General features: G+C 38.3%; 14 protein-coding genes. 3 read left to right on the top strand and 11 right to left on the bottom strand.

Going from position 1 to position 16,127, the window contains the following annotated elements:
* Positions 1–13 precede the first annotated feature (13 nt).
* From AC6I5C_RS09410 to AC6I5C_RS09435, 6 genes are all read right to left on the bottom strand, one after another.
* Entirely contained in the window at positions 14–208 is a 195-nt protein-coding gene (locus AC6I5C_RS09410) for a hypothetical protein (RefSeq protein WP_497904934.1), read from the bottom strand.
* A gap of 94 nt (positions 209–302) precedes the next feature.
* A complete protein-coding gene (gene serB, locus AC6I5C_RS09415) occupies positions 303–1,526 on the bottom strand; it encodes a phosphoserine phosphatase SerB (RefSeq protein WP_497904935.1) in 1,224 nt (407 codons plus the stop codon).
* Between the two features lie 181 nt (positions 1,527–1,707).
* Positions 1,708–2,499, bottom strand: coding sequence for a (Fe-S)-binding protein (locus AC6I5C_RS09420; RefSeq protein WP_497904936.1), 792 nt, complete (start codon positions 2,497–2,499; stop codon positions 1,708–1,710).
* Between the two features lie 56 nt (positions 2,500–2,555).
* Positions 2,556–3,866: a 4Fe-4S dicluster domain-containing protein gene (locus tag AC6I5C_RS09425; RefSeq protein WP_497904937.1), complete on the bottom strand. Its 1,311-nt coding sequence runs from the start codon at positions 3,864–3,866 to the stop codon at positions 2,556–2,558.
* A gap of 18 nt (positions 3,867–3,884) precedes the next feature.
* Positions 3,885–4,856, bottom strand: coding sequence for an MlaD family protein (locus tag AC6I5C_RS09430; RefSeq protein WP_497904938.1), 972 nt, complete (start codon positions 4,854–4,856; stop codon positions 3,885–3,887).
* A gap of 56 nt (positions 4,857–4,912) precedes the next feature.
* Positions 4,913–6,034: an N-acetylmuramoyl-L-alanine amidase family protein gene (locus AC6I5C_RS09435; RefSeq protein WP_497904939.1), complete on the bottom strand. Its 1,122-nt coding sequence runs from the start codon at positions 6,032–6,034 to the stop codon at positions 4,913–4,915.
* A 110-nt stretch (positions 6,035–6,144) separates the two neighbouring features.
* On the opposite strand from AC6I5C_RS09435, the gene AC6I5C_RS09440 reads away from it, so the two are divergent.
* Positions 6,145–8,904, top strand: coding sequence for a putative LPS assembly protein LptD (locus AC6I5C_RS09440; protein ID WP_497904940.1), 2,760 nt, complete (start codon positions 6,145–6,147; stop codon positions 8,902–8,904).
* Positions 8,905–8,908: 4 nt separating this feature from the next.
* Positions 8,909–9,289 carry a RidA family protein gene (locus AC6I5C_RS09445; protein ID WP_497904941.1) on the top strand — a complete coding sequence of 127 codons (381 nt, stop codon included), beginning with the start codon at positions 8,909–8,911 and terminating at the stop codon, positions 9,287–9,289.
* An 86-nt stretch (positions 9,290–9,375) separates the two neighbouring features.
* On the opposite strand, the gene AC6I5C_RS09450 is transcribed toward AC6I5C_RS09445, so the two are convergent.
* Together AC6I5C_RS09450 and AC6I5C_RS09455 are read right to left on the bottom strand one after the other, a co-directional pair.
* Positions 9,376–11,160 (bottom strand): DUF885 domain-containing protein, encoded by a 1,785-nt coding sequence (locus AC6I5C_RS09450; protein ID WP_497904942.1) that lies wholly within the window; start codon positions 11,158–11,160, stop codon positions 9,376–9,378.
* A gap of 76 nt (positions 11,161–11,236) precedes the next feature.
* Positions 11,237–11,815, bottom strand: a complete 579-nt coding sequence (locus AC6I5C_RS09455; RefSeq protein WP_497904943.1) for a YdeI/OmpD-associated family protein — start codon at positions 11,813–11,815, stop codon at positions 11,237–11,239.
* Positions 11,816–12,008: 193 nt separating this feature from the next.
* On the opposite strand from AC6I5C_RS09455, the gene AC6I5C_RS09460 reads away from it, so the two are divergent.
* Positions 12,009–13,049, top strand: coding sequence for a GMP reductase (locus AC6I5C_RS09460; RefSeq protein WP_497904944.1), 1,041 nt, complete (start codon positions 12,009–12,011; stop codon positions 13,047–13,049).
* 53 nt (positions 13,050–13,102) lie between these two features.
* On the opposite strand, the gene AC6I5C_RS09465 is transcribed toward AC6I5C_RS09460, so the two are convergent.
* From AC6I5C_RS09465 to pfkA, 3 genes are all read right to left on the bottom strand, one after another.
* Positions 13,103–13,972, bottom strand: a complete 870-nt coding sequence (locus AC6I5C_RS09465; RefSeq protein WP_497904945.1) for an N-acetylglucosamine kinase — start codon at positions 13,970–13,972, stop codon at positions 13,103–13,105.
* Between the two features lie 85 nt (positions 13,973–14,057).
* On the bottom strand, positions 14,058–15,059 hold the full coding sequence (gene gap / locus AC6I5C_RS09470) for a type I glyceraldehyde-3-phosphate dehydrogenase (protein ID WP_053977778.1): 1,002 nt from the start codon (positions 15,057–15,059) through the stop codon (positions 14,058–14,060).
* A gap of 15 nt (positions 15,060–15,074) precedes the next feature.
* Complete coding sequence (gene pfkA, locus AC6I5C_RS09475) at positions 15,075–16,061, bottom strand: 6-phosphofructokinase (protein ID WP_053977777.1); 987 nt, start codon at positions 16,059–16,061, stop codon at positions 15,075–15,077.
* Positions 16,062–16,127: the final 66 nt, after the last annotated feature.

The following is a 16,127-nucleotide window of genomic DNA, read 5'->3' on the forward strand; positions in this document are numbered from 1 at the left end:
ATTATTCAGTCTCTTAATTTTTGGTGTATTGATACCGAAACGCCAAAGACATCCATAAAGCATTTCCTAAGAATAAGAAGATAAAATGGCCCAAGGATATAGGTTCATCAATATAAAAACAATATAAAGCTGTAGATCCCGCTATAAATAATCCTCCTAAAAAAACAATTGACAAAATCTTTCTTAAAGGCAGTAATTCTCGTTTCATAATTATTGTTGAATTTTATTTCTAAAATAGATTGCAGAATGTAATTTACCAAGTAAATGGAAGGCCACTGTATAAAATGGATTTAATAAAAAAACTAGCTCACCAAATCTATATGTCTGTCGTGGTAACCCAATAAATACAGAACACCATCCAGACCAATACTTGATATGGAACTTTGGGCATTGTTTTTTACTGTTGGTTTGGCATGGAAGGCAATTCCCAAACCTGCCAAATTCAACATAGGTAAATCATTGGCCCCATCACCCACAGCAATGGTTTGACTAATATTGATTCCCTCTTCTTCTGCTATTTTTTTGAGGTATTCGGCCTTTTTCTCTCCGTCCACAATTTCTCCAAGATAGCCTCCTGTTAAAGCTCCATCTTTAATCTCCAATTGGTTAGCATACACATAGTCTATCCCTAACTCCTTTTGCAAATAGTGACCAAAATAGGTGAAGCCTCCAGATAAAATGGCGGTTTTAAATCCGTAGCTTTTTAAGGTGTCTATCAATCGTCTAGCACCTTTGGTAATCGGTAGATTTACAGCTACAGACTGAAGCACTTCCTCGCTCAACCCCTCAAGGAGTTTCATGCGCTTAGTAAAACTTTCTTTGAATTCTATTTCGCCCTGCATAGCAGATTCTGTAATGGCCTTCACTTGATCGCCAACACCTGCCAATTCAGCCAATTCGTCAATAACTTCAGTTTGTATTAATGTAGAATCCATATCAAAACAAACCAAACGTCTGTTTCTTCTATAAATATTGTCTTCCTGAAAGGCAATGTCCACATCTAAATCATGCGAAATTTCCATAAACTTTTTGGTGAACTCAGATTTATCGTCAATCTGCCCTCTAATGGAAAGTTCAATACAGGCTCTAGGATATTCTTCTTCTTTTGATAAAGAAATACGTCCTGTAAGTCGTTTAATCGCATCGATGTTGAGATTTTTTTCTGAAATAACCGCAGTAACCTTAGCAATCTGCTCGGCCGATAATTTTTCACCTAAAATGGTCACGATATAACGATCCTTTCCCTGTAAATTCACCCAGTTTTCGTAGTTATCTAAGGTGATTGGAGTAAATTTTGCCGTAATCCCTAGCTCATAAGCTTTAAAAAGTAAATCCTTTAATACCGCAGCTGATTTGGCCTTCGACTTAATTTCAAACAAAATCCCCAACGAAAGTGTGTCATGAATATTGGCCTGACCAATATCCAGTACCTTCGCATCATACTCTGCCAATACCGCCGTTAAATTGGACGTTAAACCTGGTTTATCCTGTCCTGAAATGTTTAAAAGAAAAATCTCATTAGCCATACTATCGTTTTTTAAACCTTATAGCTGTAAAATTCATTAATCTATTTGAAAAATAAAAGCTTTGCATTAAACAAAGCTTGATATTTAAAGATTCAGTATGATTTCAAAAGATTTGCTAATCTTTCATCAAAGAAAGTGCTTAAAACAACCTTGAAAAATGAGATTTTTTAACGCCGAATACTTAAAGGTTTTCTGCATTTGCAATCAACTCAGCAACATCGAGCACCTCAATAGAATCTTCCTTCTCTTTAGCTTTCACCCCGTCGGTCATCATGGTATTACAATACGGACATCCGGTTGCAATGATGGTAGGTTGTGTTTCCAAAGCATCTTCGGTTCTTAACACGTTAATGTCTTTGTCTCCTTTTTCTGGTTCTTTAAACATCTGTGCTCCACCAGCTCCACAACATAAAGCAGTTTGCTTATGGCGCTTCATTTCAACCAAATCCACTCCTAAAGCTGTCAACAAGGTTCTTGGCGCCTCGTAAACTTCATTGGCACGCCCTAAATAACAAGGGTCATGAAACGTGATGCGTTTTCCGTTCAAGGTAGAACTGCTTTCTATTTTCAAACGTCCATTGTGCATCAACTCTTCTATAAATTCTGTATGGTGCTGCACTTGATACTGACCACCTAAAGCTGGGTATTCGTTTTTAAGTGTATTATAGGAATGCGGGCAAGCCGTAACAATGCGTTTCACCTCATAGCCATTCAACAATTCTATATTCATCATGGCCTGCATTTGGAAAAGAAACTCGTTACCTGCACGTTTGGCAACATCGCCAGTACAACTCTCTTCTGTTCCCAAAACAGCAAACTCTACTTGCGCTTTGTTTAACAACTTAACAAAAGCTCTGGTTATTTTCTTAGCTCTATCATCATAGCTTCCCGCAGAACCTACCCAAAACAAAATTTCAGGTTCTTTGCCTTCGGCCATATAGTCGGCCATGGTTTTTACTATAAGTTGTTCCATCTTATTTTTCGTTTTGTAGTTTATACATTCCTGTCCTTAAATATTGGAATGCCATACTAGTTTTCATCTACCCAGTTTAAACGATCCATCTGGTTATATGGCCAAGGGGCCCCGTTGTTCTCGATGTTACTCATCATGTTATTCAATTCCATTGGCGCAGCACTCTGCTCCATCACCAAATAACGTCTCATTTCCATAATAATGGACAATGGATCTATGCTCACCGGACAAGCTTCCACACAGGCGTTACATGTAGTACAAGCCCAAATTTCTTCATGCGAAATATAATCGCCCAACAACTGTTTACCATCATCTTTGAATTCCCCATTATTGGCATCAATATTCTTTCCAACCTCTTCCAAACGGTCGCGGGTATCCATCATGATCTTACGAGGAGATAATTTCTTCCCTGTCAAATTCGCAGGACATTCACTGGTACAACGCCCACATTCCGTACAGGTATACGCATTTAACAACTGTACCCAACTTAAATCCTGAACATCGCTAGCTCCAAATTTTACTGGTACTTCTTCATCTGAACCTTCTTCTGGCATGGCATAAGGATCGGCATCCGGATCCATCATCATTTTTACTTCAGCAGTTACAGCCTCAAGATTGTTAAATGTTCCTTTTGGCTTCACTTTACCAAAATAAGTGTTTGGAAACGCCAGTAGAATATGAAGATGCTTTGAAAAGTATAGATAGTTAAGGAATACCAAAATCCCCAAAATATGCAACCACCAAGCACTGCGCTCTATGACATGTAAAGTTCCTTCGGAAGCTCCTGAAAACAATGGGGCAATAAATTGACTTATCACATTTCCAGAATGCATCTCCTGAAAATGAGTATCGGTAGCATTCATAACCAAAAACAAGGTCATCAACACCATTTCAAAGTAAAGAATGAAATTCGCATCATTTTTAGGCCAACTGGTCATTTCTGGTTTCCAGAATCTTTGTAGCTTCATGATGTTTCTTCTAATCCAAAAGATGACTACTGAAACAAACACCAAAAAGGCCAAAATTTCAAAAGAGCCTATTAAAAACCCATAAAAACCTCCCATAAAGGAGAACAAACGGTGCTTTCCGGTTAGACCATCAAGAATAATTTCAAGTACCTCGATGTTGATAATTATGAATCCTACATATACGATAATATGAAGAATTCCTGCCACCGGACGACGAACCATTTTACCTTGACCCAAGGCAATCCTGATCATGTTTTGCCAACGTTGATCCTTATGATCGCTGACATCAACATCTTGTCCTAATTTAATGTTGCGGACTAATTTCTTTACATTTTTAACAAAATAGCCGATGCCCAGTGCCAGAGCCACGGCAAAAAGTATGTTTGGAATATAGTTCATTTGTGTAAGTGTAGTCGTTTATTCCCCAGAATCGGAATCTTTTATAAGGTTACCTTCGGCATCATATTGATCGGCTTTCTTGCCAAACATCGAAAAATGCACATAACGTTTAGGGTTTAATTTTAGGTCTTGTAAAAGTTCTTCCAATTGCTTGGTAGCCCCTTCCAAGTTATCATAAAGTTTGTCGTCCTTCAAGAATTTACCCATAGTACCATCGCCATTTTCAATTCCTGAAAGCAATTGATTCAGGTTGTTCATGGAGCTTTGTAAATCTCTTGCTGCACCTGCCAAATCCACTTGTGAAATAGAATCTGAAATTTTGGAGAAGTTACCAAAAGTGTTTTCGGCGCTGGAAAGTGTACTTTTTAAACTTTCCTGATTTTCCGCCAATATTTTATTCAAACCGTTAGCCGTATTTTTATAGGCAACAATGGTTTGATCCAATTCTGCCAAGGCCACACTCAAATTCTTCTTGTTTTCGGCACTAAAAATGGAATTGATATTTCTTATGGCTTCATCGGCACTTACCATTACCATTTCAATTTTTTCCTGTAAAGGTGTCAAGCGTTGGTTTACCAATTCAGAAAGACCGTCTTTAGTCTTCGATTCCAAGAAGGTTTCCGTTTTCGCTGGAGCGGCACCATCAAATGCAGGGATAATGGCCACGGCCTTCCCTCCTATCAATCCAGCTTCGTATAGTTCAGCCGTACTGTTTTTAGAGAACTCGAAATCATTGGTGATTAATAATTTCACCACCAATTTCCCTGAACCGTCTTCCTTAAATTTAATATTTTGAACCTTACCTACAATCTGCCCATTAATGGTTACTGGAGCAGATGGCGTCAAACCTTCAACATTATCGTAAACGGCATAATATGTACGTGAAGAATCCAGTAGGTTCTCACCCTTTAAATAATTGAATAAGAAAATAAGTAAGGCTATTCCTGAGATAACCAATATTGCGGTTTTAACTTCTCTTGAGATTTTCAATGTGAATTTGTATTTGGTTGCTCACAAAATTAGTGATAAATATATTAAGAATACTTTTAATTGGTAGCAGTTTTAAGCGCTTCGGAAAGATCTATGCGTACACCATTTTTATAGGCTACAATAAAACTGCCACTGTACCCCTTTTGTTTGGCCACCTCTTGGAACTTTTGAATTTCGTTATAATCGGAAGTTTCACCGTAAAAATACTTATAGGTATTTCCTGCCTCTTCCATAGAAGACACTTCCAATCCGTTGAAATTATATGGCTTTAATTTTAATCGTTTCGAGCTTGCCGCAATCTGAACCTTAAAGGTAACATCCTTATAAACTTTGGGTAATTCCGTTTCTATTTCCAATTCTGTTTCGGTGGCCATTGCCAACTCATCATCATCAAAAATATTTTCACCTACATTCTGCTCTAGGTACTTTTTATAACTCACTACCGCATTTTTAATAGAATTCGCCATTTGACTTTGCCCTGATCCCGAGTGTAAATACTGTCCTTCTGGCTTATATGTCAAGAAACCTACCTCAATCAACACGCTTGGCATATAGGTATTATGTAACACCCACAAACTGGCTTGTTTGATACCGCGGCTTTTACGTTTTAAAGAATTTGAAAAATTATCCTCTATCATTCGTGCCAAAAGAATACTATTATGGGTGTATTCTTCCTGCATGATAGAAATACCAATCATGGATTCAGGAGAATTAGGATCGAATCCTGCGTAGTGCTTCTCGTGATTACTTTCCAAAAAGATTACCTCATTTTCCTTTTTGGCAATTTCAAAGTTTCGCTGATCATTAGCTTCTCCCAGAACAAATGTCTCCGTACCGTGGGCCGAAGAACCGTGAGCATTACAATGAACCGACACAAACAAATCGGCATCTGCCCTGTTCGCTATAGCAGCACGTTCGCGCAATTCTACGAACACATCGGTTTTACGCGTATAGATTACCTTAACATTGGGTAATCTTTCTAAAGCAGCACCTAAATCCAATACAATTTTCAAGGCAATATCCTTTTCTTTATAGCCATTTCCCAAATTTCCAGGATCATGCCCACCATGTCCTGCATCCAAGACCACCACAAATTTGTTCCGATCCTTTCTTGGTGTTGCAGCAAATGTTAAAGAAATTGTAAATAATACGATTATTGATAATAAGTACGTTCTCATAAATGTTTTCAACGACAGAATATCTTTATTTATTACCTAAAAAATTGAGGCTGAGTTAATTTTTAAATTTTAATTGAATAATAATTAATCCCAAAAAAATATACGTAATTTTGGCTTTTCAAAAACCGAGCCATACTTTTACAAAAATACATTTAAAAGCGTTGCGTACAAACATCTTTCAAATACTTTTTAGCCTAAGTTTTACAGTGCTTATTAACACTTTGGCGTTCGCTCAGGACTTACCAAAACCAGTCGAAACCATTAAACCAAAAGTAGAAAGAGACACCCTTGATGTGGTTGCCGATTCCCTTCTGGCAGCACCCCTAAATATAAAGGAATCAGAATCCATAAGTACCGATTCCATCCCGAAGAAAAAAGAGTTCCTAACGGGTATTGTAAAGTACCGGGCACAAGACTATGTTTCCATGAACCAAAAAACACAAAAAATCACTCTGTACAACCAGGCTGAAGTATTGTATCAGGACATGGAAATCAAGTCGGGAATTATCGTGATTGATTATAGCAAAAATTTGGTTTACGCGGGAAGATTGAAGGATTCTGCTGGTGTTTATACCCAACCACCTATATTCAAGCAGGGAAGTAACGTAGTGGAACCAGATTCCATTATTTTCAATACTGAAACCAAAAAGGCCTTGATTTTCAATTCCAAAACCGAACAAAGTGGCGGAACCATCATTGCCGATGTTACCAAAAAAGAAAACGATTCGGTATATTTTATAAAACGAGGAAAATTTACCACTTCAGAAAATCTAGATGACCCTGAATATTACTTTTTGATGCGTAAAGCAAAGGTAGTTCCCAATAAAAAAGTGGTTACTGGCTTTACCAACATGTTTATTTATGACGTACCCACGCCAATTGGTTTGCCTTTTGCGTATTTCCCTATGACCAAAACTCAAACCTCAGGAATCATATTTCCTTCCTTTGGAGAACAAAACGACAGGGGGTACTTTTTACAAAATGGGGGATATTATTTCGCTATTAGTGACTATACAGATTTGGCCGTATTAGGGGATTATTATACCAATGGGAGCTATGGTTTACGTCTAGAAAACAATTATGCCCTCAGGTATAAATTTAGAGGAAACCTTAGTTTTAGATATGAAAATTTAATTAGTAGCGAACGTGGTTTTCCGGATTATTCCAGATCTACAATTTACAACATTAGGTGGTCCCACAGCCAGGATTCCAAAGCCAATCCAAACTCGCGCTTTTCTGCCTCGGTTAACTTAGGAAGTAGTACCTACTACCAACAATCCATTAACCAATACAATGCTGCCAACTTTTTAAATAATACCATGTCTTCCTCGATCTCCTATTCTAAGACTTTTCAGGGGGAGCCACAAACCAACTTAAGCCTTACTGCCACTCATTCTCAAAATACTCAAACCGAACAGATCAATATGACACTTCCAACCTTACAGGCTAGTGTTGGACGTGTTTTTCCATTTGCACCAAGGGAAGGCACCAAAAAGGGAGCATTTCAAAACATCAATTTTCAATACAATGTACGGGGGGAAAATAGAATCCAAACCACCGATTCATTGTTCTTCAAACCAGAAATGTTTGATGATGCCAAAATTGGTATGAAACATAGCATTCCATTAAGTACTAACTGGAAATTGTTTAAATATTTCAGTATGAGTGCCAGCACCAATTTTGAAGAAAACTGGACCCTTAATACTATTAAGAAATATTATGACGAATTTGAAGATGAAGTGGTTACCATAGACCGTAAAGGTTTTGACAGCTTTAGAACCTACAACTTCGGGACTAGTTTAGGAACGACTATTTACGGAATGTGGGATTTCAAATTGAAAGATAAAGATCCTAAAATTCAAGCGATAAGGCATGTTATGCGTCCTTCGGTAAGTTATAACATCAATCCGGCTTTCGATCAATATTATGAAACCTACGAAGTGATTTCCGCGGACGGACTTACCACAAGAGAAGTAGAATATAGCCGTTTTGAAGGTTCTATCTTTGGATCTCCAAACAAAACCTATGGAAGCTCTGTAGGGATATCACTTTCCAACAATTTAGAAGCAAAAGTTAAGGATAGAGACTCTACAGCTACCGAAGCTAAAAAAGTGGTTTTATTGAACAACTTGAACTTCTCTACTTCCTACAACATTGCGGGAGATTCATTGAACTGGAGCCCTGTAAGGGTTTCTGGAGGCACACAGATTTTAAACAACAAGATGAGCATCAACTTCGGGATGACCTTAGATCCGTATGCTCTAGACAACAATAATCGTAAAATAGATAAGTTCAATATTGAAAATGGTGGAAGCTTGTTCCGTATGACTTCTGCCAGTATTAACATGAGCTACACCCTTTCCAGTGATACATTTAAAGGAGAAACCGAAGAAGACAAACGCGCCATAGAAGACAATGTAAGAAGTGGTGGGCGTGCCGATGACCTTTTTGGGAAGAATGAGGACTTTGCCGATAAACGCTTGAGTGATGATAGTGGTAAATCCAAAGCCGATGAAAACTCCGAATTCTATAAATATGAAATTCCTTGGAGTTTGCGTCTGGCCTATGCCGTGAACTATTCCAATTCTGCTAGGCAAAATGAAATCTCTTCTCATTCCTTAATGTTCTCGGGAGATATCGATTTGTCGCCTCGTTGGACGGTTGGTGCCTCTTCCGGTTATGATTTTAAAAATCAAGGATTCACTTATACCCAATTGCGTTTTGAACGCGACCTTTTAAGCTGGAGAATGAACTTTAGCTGGATTCCGTTCAGTAGTCGTAGCTCATGGAATTTCTTTATCGGGATTAAATCCAGCTTGCTTAAAGATCTTAAATACGATAAACGTAAACAACGTGACCAACAACTATAACATCATGAAAACAATCATCAACACTACTAAAGCCCCTGCGCCAATTGGTCCTTATAACCAAGCCGTGTTAACGGGAAACACCCTTTACACTTCTGGGCAAATTGCCCTAAACCCAGATACTATGGAATTGGTGATGGATGATATCCAAACCGAAACAAAACAGGTAATGGAAAACCTTAAGGCCGTTTTGGAAGCAGCCGACATGAGCTTTGAGAATGTAATTAAATCTTCCATTTTCATTAGCGATATGGACAATTTCTCAAAGATAAATGAAGTTTACGGTGCTTATTTTGATGAAGCTGCGGCTCCCGCGAGAGAAACTGTTCAAGTAGCAAAATTACCGAAGGCGGTCAATGTGGAAATCAGTATGATTGCAGTTAAATAAGGATTAAAATACAAAATAAAAAAAGGCCCAATAATTATTTATTATTGGGCCTTTTTGTCTAGTAAATATAAGCTTTGCAACTTGACTTATTCATAAGAAGCTATCCAAGCATTGATCTTTTGTTCCAATAATTCCAAAGGCACGCAACCTGTTTCCAACACTTGGTCATGAAATGCTTTGATATCGAATTTATCGCCCAAAGCCTTTTGGCTCTTTTCACGTAATTCAATGATTTTTAACTGTCCAATTTTATACGACAGGGCTTGTCCCGGATTAGCCATATAACGTTCTATTTCACTAATAATCTTAGATTCGGATTTCGCTTCATTCTGCAAGGAATATGCTATGGCTTCTTCCCTAGTCCACCCTTTTGCGTGAATCCCAGTATCAACCACCAAACGAATGGCTCTATGTATTTCAGCTCCCAACATTCCCAAATATTGATAAGGATCCTTGTACAAGCCTAGCTCCGTCCCCATAGACTCGGCATAAAGCGCCCAACCTTCTCCAAAAGCACTATACCACAAGGTTCTTCTAAAATCAGGCAATTCTTCATTTTCCTGTGCCAAGGAAATCTGGAAATGGTGACCAGGAATGGCTTCATGCAAAAACAAATCCTCCTTATCAAAAATATTGTACTCCTCCACATTAGGAATAGGTGTATAAAAAATTCCCGGACGGGTACCATCCAAAGATCCCGAGCTATAATTAGCAGCCGCCGATTTTTCCCTAAAAGGCTCTGTTCGCCTAACTTCAAATGGTGTTTGGGGCTGCTTCCCAAACAACTTATTCAATTGAGGTTTCATCACATTGTGGATACTGTCATAAAAGGCAATCACCTGTGAACGCTCCGTAAAAGGCATTAAAGCCTTATCCGTTCTTACAAAGTCAAAAAACGCATTCAAATCACCTTTAAAACCAACTTGCTCCTTGATTTTTTCCATTTCCTTTCGGATACGGGCAACTTCATTTAAACCAATTTGATGGATTTCCTCAGCGGTTAAATTGGTAGTAGTGTAAAACTTTATTTGATGATTGTAATAGGCGGTGTCGAGTGGTGTTGCAGCAATACCACTACTCTCTCGGCCAGCAGACAAATAGGAGTCTTTAAGGAAGGTTGTCATATCGCTATATGCAGGAATCACCTTGTTATTAATCATTGCCTGATATTCTGAAGCAAGACGATCTTTCGAAGCTTGATCAAAATCCTCAGGCATCAAGTTAATCGGACCATAGAACAAATGTGCTTCTGCTGGACCATTTGCCAAGGATTCAAACTGAGGAATTACCTTTACAATCAATGCTTTTGGCAGTACATAACCTTCCGTCATTCCAAGCTGCATGTTGGATTTTGCTGTCGCAAGCCAATTTAAATAGCCATCCACGCGCTTTAACCAGTTTTCGTAATCTTCAACAGTTTTAAATGGTTGCGCCGTAGAACCGCTGGCCAATTGATTGAAATCCAAATTCAAAGACCACATTTGGTCTATAGGCATTAAATCCTTCTTAAAACCTAAAGCCTCCAATTTAATATTGCAATCCCACAACAAAACTGCTTTACTCATTTGCTCTGATGGACTCAGCAAGGAATCGGCAATATCACCAAAAACAGCTTTATATTTTTCATAAAAGGCCTTTTCCTTTGCTTTATAGACTTCCGAAAGATAATTGGGAAACTGATCATTGTAACGGTTGTCTCCCACCTGTGTAGCTAACATTGGATCCAGCACCAGTTTTTCTTGGTTAAAATCCTTCAACAATTTGGAAAAAACAGTACTGGTTGAATCATCTTTTACCACAGGGGAACTCGTCTCCTTTTTACATCCTTGCAGAGCCAGAAAAGCAGCACAGCAGATAATAATTTTCTTCATTGATTATTTGTTTTGTCCTCTAAGATATTAAAATAAGTGAAGTTTGAAGATCTTTATCAGTCAGTTAGAAAAACACTTAATCATTCAACCCTTTTCCTTCTAACATTTTTGGAATACATTTTTCAATTCTAGAGCTTCGAGTCTTGGATTGTTTAGCACTGGAAAAGAATAACAAGTATGCACGTTGTCTTCCAGGGGTCAAGCTTTCAAAAGCAGTTTTCAGGCTAGGATTGGAGGCCAAAACATCTTGAAATTCTTCTACCATGATAAATTCCGAAGTTGGTTTCATTTTAACTTCTAAACCGGCCCGTTCCACTTCGATAGCTTCAAAAACATAGGCCTTTATGGTAGCCGACAAGTCCCTAATTTCTTGAAGGCTTGTAAAACGTAATTGCCTTGCAGCTTGCACGTTTTTGGTTTGCTGCACCAAAATACCTTCAGGGTCTTTTAACAGAGCCCCTTTATGGAATAAAAGGGCACAATAGTCCTTAAAACCATGAATCAAGACTACATTTTTTCCGTTTATGGAATAACAAGGTTTTCCCCATTTTAATTCCTCCGTCATGCCACATTCAGCAACAATGTTCCTTAAAACTTCAAATTCCTTTTGCCATTTTGAGGATTGGCTTAAAAATGCCTCTACTTTGGGATTCATTTCTTTTAAATTTTAAGGCCAATTTAGAAATTTATTCCCTAATGACTTGCATATCTTGTTTCTATTGGAATTTTATAAAAAAACGTCTGAATTACATCCTCATAAATCTTCAATTGTTGACAACTATATATCTACAAAATACACCGTTTACAAAACAAACCCGTATTTTTAGGAATAACCAAATTATCATTCCATGCGTATAGAACAAGATTTAAAACTCGGTTTTAAGGATGTTATGATCAGGCCCAAAAGGTCCACCCTTAAAAGTAGGTCCCAAGTGAACTTGGAGCGAGAATTCACCTTTTTGAATAGTAAAATTTCTTGGAAAGGCGTTCCTATTATGGCTGCCAACATGGATACCGTTGGTACTTTTGAAATGGCCTTGGCGTTGCATAAAAAAAAGCTTTTTACAGCTATTCACAAACACTACTCCCCTTCAGAATGGACCAATTTCTTGAACTCAGCACCTAGTGGTATCGAAGATTACATAGCCCTTAGTACAGGTACAGGCAAAAAAGACACCGAGCGTTTGCACGCCATTTTCAGCCAAAATCCCCAAATAAAGTTTATTTGTATTGATGTTGCCAATGGTTATTCAGAACACTTTGTTCATTTTGTAAAACGCACTAGAGAAGCTTATCCACACAAAGTTATTATTGCTGGAAATGTTGTGACCGGTGAAATGGTTGAAGAACTTCTTTTGGCAGGTGCCGACATTATTAAAGTAGGTATAGGACCAGGAAGTGTGTGCACTACTAGAGTGAAAACAGGTGTGGGATATCCCCAATTATCGGCCATTATTGAATGTGCGGATGCGGCACATGGTTTGGGAGGTCAAATTATCAGTGATGGTGGGTGCGCCACACCGGGAGATGTTGCCAAAGCTTTTGGTGCCGCTGCCGATTTTGTAATGCTTGGCGGCATGCTTGCTGGTCATGATGAAAGTGGCGGACAACTTTTGGAGCGCGATGGCAAACAATACAAACAATTTTACGGTATGAGCTCTTCAACTGCCATGGAAAAACACGTTGGAGGTGTTGCTGAATATCGTGCCAGTGAAGGTAAAACCGTGGAAGTTCCTTATCGAGGTCCTGTTGAGACGACACTTCAGGACATTTTGGGAGGCTTGCGCAGTACTTGTACTTATGTAGGTGCCCAAAGACTAAAGGAATTAACCAAGCGCACCACTTTCATTAGGGTTGCCGAACAGGAAAACCAAGTTTATAATGGATAATAAAAAAAGCCTTGAAGAATCTTCAAGGCTTTTTTTTATAAAAGTATATTGATTTATACATGTTTCAATGCTTTAACGTGATAATCTACCAATCCTTCAATTGGTCTTCTCACAAAGTTGCCAACGGTAAAGCCCATTTCTGCGGCTACTTCCTTAATGTGCTCTTGGGTGAAAAACGATATCGATCCCGCAAAATGTACCGGAACACTTTTCAATTCATCCTTAAACTGCATGATCATATTTTTTGCAAAAGATTTAAAACCTCTTACAATTAAATCGTGCATATATACGGATTCCTTGTTTAAAATCATGAACTCTGCAAAGGTTGCCAAATAGGCATTAGGGTTTGGTTGCTTGTAAAGATTGTATTTAATATGGTCTGCTTCCATATTATATTTATGGTCAAATGCCACTCTTAATGAAGAAGGCATATGCTTGTAATAATAATCTTTAATAAGCTCCTTTCCGTAGTAATTTCCACTGGCTTCATCCATTAATGAATATCCTAGAGATACTACCCTTTGGTGCAGCCTATTCCCATCGTAATAACTACAATTGGATCCTGTTCCCATAATACATACCACTGCGGCCTCATCATCATGGTTGATGGTAGACCTTACGGCTGCCATGGTATCTTCTTCAATCTCGATGTGTGTAGATGTAAATATTTCCTTTAAGACATCGCGAAGCGCCAATTTTGGTTTTTCAGTCCCACAACCCGCACCATAAAAGTACAAGTGTGTAGCTTTGTCTTTATAGGCCATAAGCTCCTCGCTCTCCAAAATCCTTACTCGAAGCTCATTGCGCTCCAAAATGGCAGGGTTGAGACCTTTGGTTCTTATTTTTTCCGAAAGTTGGTTCCCTTCCAAATCAACTGGCATCCAATCGCACTTTGTAGAACCGCTATCAACTATTAAAATCATAAGAATAAAATAAAAAAAGACCGTAGCATTCCATTTAGTTTCCCAAATTTTATGCTGCGGTCTTCTATTCGTATATAAAGTGTTATTATAATTTGCTTACATGTAAAGCTAAATCAATCAGTTTGTTTGAATAACCAAACTCGTTGTCATACCAAGACACAACTTTAAAGAACGTAGAGTTCAATTCGATCGCAGCATCGGCATCAAAGATACTTGTACGTGCATCGCTTACGAAATCTTGAGATACTACTAACTCATCTGTATATCCTAACACACCTTCCATGGCTCCTTCTGAAGCCGCTTTAAATGCTTTCTTGATTTCATCCAAAGAAGTTTCTTTTTCCAACTTCACTGTTAAATCAACTACAGAAACGTCAGCAGTTGGTACACGGAATGCCATACCAGTTAGTTTTCCATTCAATTCTGGAATTACTTTACCTACCGCTTTAGCAGCACCTGTAGACGCAGGAATAATGTTTAATAAAGCACTTCTACCACCTCTGTAATCTTTTCTTGAAGGTCCATCTACTGTTAATTGAGTAGCAGTTGTAGCGTGAACTGTAGTCATTAAAGCTTCAACAATTCCGAAGTTATCGTTTAATACTTTAGCTACAGGCGCCAAACAGTTTGTAGTACAAGATGCATTGGATACAATAGTATCTGAAGCTTTAGCTTCTGTATGGTTTACTCCCATTACAAACATTGGAGCATCCTTACTTGGAGCTGAAATAACTACCTTTTTAGCACCAGCCTCAATGTGGTATTGTGCAGTTTCCAAAGTAGTGAAGATTCCTGTACATTCAGCTACGATCTCTGCGCCTACTTCGTCCCATTTAAGAGCTTTAGCATCTTTTTCGGCAGTGATTCTAACAGTTTTACCGTTAACAACCAAATGTCCATCCTTAACCTCTACAGTTCCATCAAATTTTCCGTGAACAGAGTCATATTTTAACAAATACGCCAAGTGATCTACATCCAATAAGTCGTTGATGGCTACTACTTCAACATCTGGTCTGTTGATAGTAGCTCTAAATACTATTCTTCCAATTCTCCCGAATCCGTTGATTCCTAATTTTAACTTTGACATAATCTTAATTTAATGTTATGTGGTCATGATATCTGACACACGAAGTAATTCTAAATTTATTTTTGATTGGCCTTTGATGGCTTGATCCAATGGTGTTAGTGCCATTTTATCATCCAATAACCCGACCATAAAGTTGGTTTTTCCTTCCATAAGGCTTTCTACAGCTTTCACTCCCATTCTACTTGCCAATACACGATCGAAACAAGATGGTGAGCCACCACGCTGCATATGACCAAGTACAGATACACGTACTTCATATTCACCTAGGTTTTCCTCTACGTAATCCCTAAGTTCAAAAACGTTCTTTCCTATTTTATCACCTTCGGCTACAATAACAATACTAGAGGTTTTTCCTGAACGCTTACTACGTCTTAGCGATTCCAACAAACGATCCAATCCTAAATCTTCCTCAGGAATCAAGATTTCCTCAGCTCCAGCTCCAACACCTACGTTTAAGGCAATATGCCCTACATCGCGGCCCATAACTTCAATAAAGAACAATCTGTTATGGGAACTGGCCGTATCTCTAATTTTATCAATGGCATCTACACCTGTATTCAAGGCTGTATCGTAACCTAATGTATGTGAAGTTCCATAGATATCATTATCGATAGTTCCAGGAATCCCCATGATTGGCATATCAAATTCGCTACTAAAAATCATAGCTCCGGTAAAGGTTCCATCTCCACCAATGGCAACCAAAGCGTCTACTCCTGCCTTTTTCAATTGCTCGTAGGCTTGCTTTCTACCTTCTGGCGTTCTAAACCTATCAGAACGTGCCGACTTAAGAATGGTTCCTCCCTTATTAATGATGTCCTTAACACTACGGGCATTCATTTCTACAAATTCACCTTCAATCATACCTTCATATCCACGGTATACGCCTATGGATTCAATGTTGTGGTATGCACAAGTTCTCACAACCGATCTAATAGCGGCATTCATTCCAGGAGCATCTCCTCCCGAGGTAAATACGGCTATTTTTTTTATGCTTTTACTCATTAATTTTTATGTTTTGAAAAGTCAACATAACAAAGATAACCAATAAATACGACCATTTATGATATT

This window comes from Mangrovimonas sp. sgz306409, assembly GCF_059735265.1.

Bases quoted from the DNA above. Each gene is read 5' to 3' on its own strand.
- AC6I5C_RS09420 (WP_497904936.1), bottom strand. From the start codon at position 2,499: ATGGAACAACTTATAGTAAAAACCATGGCCGACTATATGGCCGAAGGC.
- AC6I5C_RS09445 (WP_497904941.1), top strand. From the start codon at position 8,909: ATGAAAACAATCATCAACACTACTAAAGCCCCTGCGCCAATTGGTCCT.
- AC6I5C_RS09425 (WP_497904937.1), bottom strand. From the start codon at position 3,866: ATGAACTATATTCCAAACATACTTTTTGCCGTGGCTCTGGCACTGGGC.
- AC6I5C_RS09460 (WP_497904944.1), top strand. From the start codon at position 12,009: ATGCGTATAGAACAAGATTTAAAACTCGGTTTTAAGGATGTTATGATC.
- AC6I5C_RS09450 (WP_497904942.1), bottom strand. From the start codon at position 11,160: ATGAAGAAAATTATTATCTGCTGTGCTGCTTTTCTGGCTCTGCAAGGA.
- pfkA (WP_053977777.1), bottom strand. From the start codon at position 16,061: ATGAGTAAAAGCATAAAAAAAATAGCCGTATTTACCTCGGGAGGAGAT.
- AC6I5C_RS09410 (WP_497904934.1), bottom strand. From the start codon at position 208: ATGAAACGAGAATTACTGCCTTTAAGAAAGATTTTGTCAATTGTTTTT.
- AC6I5C_RS09435 (WP_497904939.1), bottom strand. From the start codon at position 6,034: ATGAGAACGTACTTATTATCAATAATCGTATTATTTACAATTTCTTTA.
- AC6I5C_RS09465 (WP_497904945.1), bottom strand. From the start codon at position 13,972: ATGATTTTAATAGTTGATAGCGGTTCTACAAAGTGCGATTGGATGCCA.
- serB (WP_497904935.1), bottom strand. From the start codon at position 1,526: ATGGCTAATGAGATTTTTCTTTTAAACATTTCAGGACAGGATAAACCA.
- AC6I5C_RS09455 (WP_497904943.1), bottom strand. From the start codon at position 11,815: ATGAATCCCAAAGTAGAGGCATTTTTAAGCCAATCCTCAAAATGGCAA.
- gap (WP_053977778.1), bottom strand. From the start codon at position 15,059: ATGTCAAAGTTAAAATTAGGAATCAACGGATTCGGGAGAATTGGAAGA.